This window comes from Arhodomonas sp. KWT (assembly GCF_010993615.1).
Window position 1 is genome coordinate 2,885 of record NZ_WNXE01000196.1, and the last position, 1,137, is coordinate 4,021.

Consider the following 1,137-nt stretch of genomic DNA (forward strand, 5'->3'; position numbering starts at 1 on the left):
CTCGGACGAGGCCGGCGATGACCCCGAGCGCCGCTACGGGGCGACGGTGGTGAACGCCGTGCTCTTCGGTGGCTTCGGCCTGGTGGCCGGCGCGGCAGTGCCGTTCGTGCTCGCCCTGCCCAAGCCGCTGATCATGGCGGTCGGCGGGCTGGCGATGATCAGCGTGCTGCTCACGGCCTTCCAGCAGGCCTTCTCCCGGGATCGGGGCCACCAGATCGGGGCCTTCGTGGCGCTGGTGGTGGCGATGTCGAGCACGAGCCTGTTCGGCATCAGCGCGCCGTTCTGGGCGCTGGTCTTCGGTGTGGTGGTGTCGCTGGTCCTGGAAGGGCGGCTCTTCGCCGCCGCGGCGACGCGGTCGGCGCAGACCGGCTGAGCCGTTCCCCCGGCGCCTGTTTTTGCCCGTGCGCAATGCGGTGTGCACGAACAGGTGGTAACATCGACGGTGCGGCGCGAGCGCCGCACCCTTATACGGGGAGGAGGAAGCAGAGCCATGTCGAACGCGCAGCGCGTTTTTCATGGGGACTTCGGGCGCGTTGCCCTGCTGGACATGGATGAGCCACTGGTTCCCCATGCACATTCGGAATGCCACGTACTGCTCAAGGCCATGGGCGCGGATACCTATTTCTCCGTGCGGGGCCAGCAGCAGCCACTGACCGATCGCACGGCGGTGCTCGTCAACGCGTGGGAGCCGCATTACTACGACCACCGGCCGGATGCACCGCGCACCCTGATCCTGGCGCTCTACATCGAGCCCACCTGGCTCGCGGAGCTGCAGCGCTCGCTGGCGCTCAGCGGACGCCCGGATTTCTTCTCGCGGCGCTGCGTCGATCTCACGCCGCAGATGCGCGCGATCGCCGACACCCTGATCGCGCAGATGATGGAGCTTGGCCCGGCGCCCCAGGACCGGGTGGAATCGCTGCTCTCGGAGCTGCTCGTCGGTATCTGCGAATCGTTTTCGGAGTGGCGCCATCTCTCGCGGATGCGCGTGAGTGCGCCCACCGCCTACTACGACGTGCGCATCCGGCGGGCCAACGAGTACCTGATGACGCACTACGCCGAGGAGGTGCGGATGGACGAGCTCGCCGCGGAGTGCGGGCTCTCGCGGGCGCACTTCTTCGCCCTGTTCAAGAAGGGCAC

General features: G+C 68.1%; 2 protein-coding genes. Both read left to right on the forward strand.

Annotation, left to right across the window (positions count from 1 at the left end; genetic code table 11):
• Window positions 1-373 (forward strand): benzoate/H(+) symporter BenE family transporter (locus G7A99_RS25610; RefSeq protein ID WP_240466312.1); only part of this gene is annotated, 373 nt, incomplete at its 5' end.
• Window positions 374-490: 117 nt separating this feature from the next.
• On the forward strand, window positions 491-1,137 hold a 647-nt coding region (locus G7A99_RS16475), incomplete at its 3' end, for an AraC family ligand binding domain-containing protein (RefSeq protein WP_163142137.1).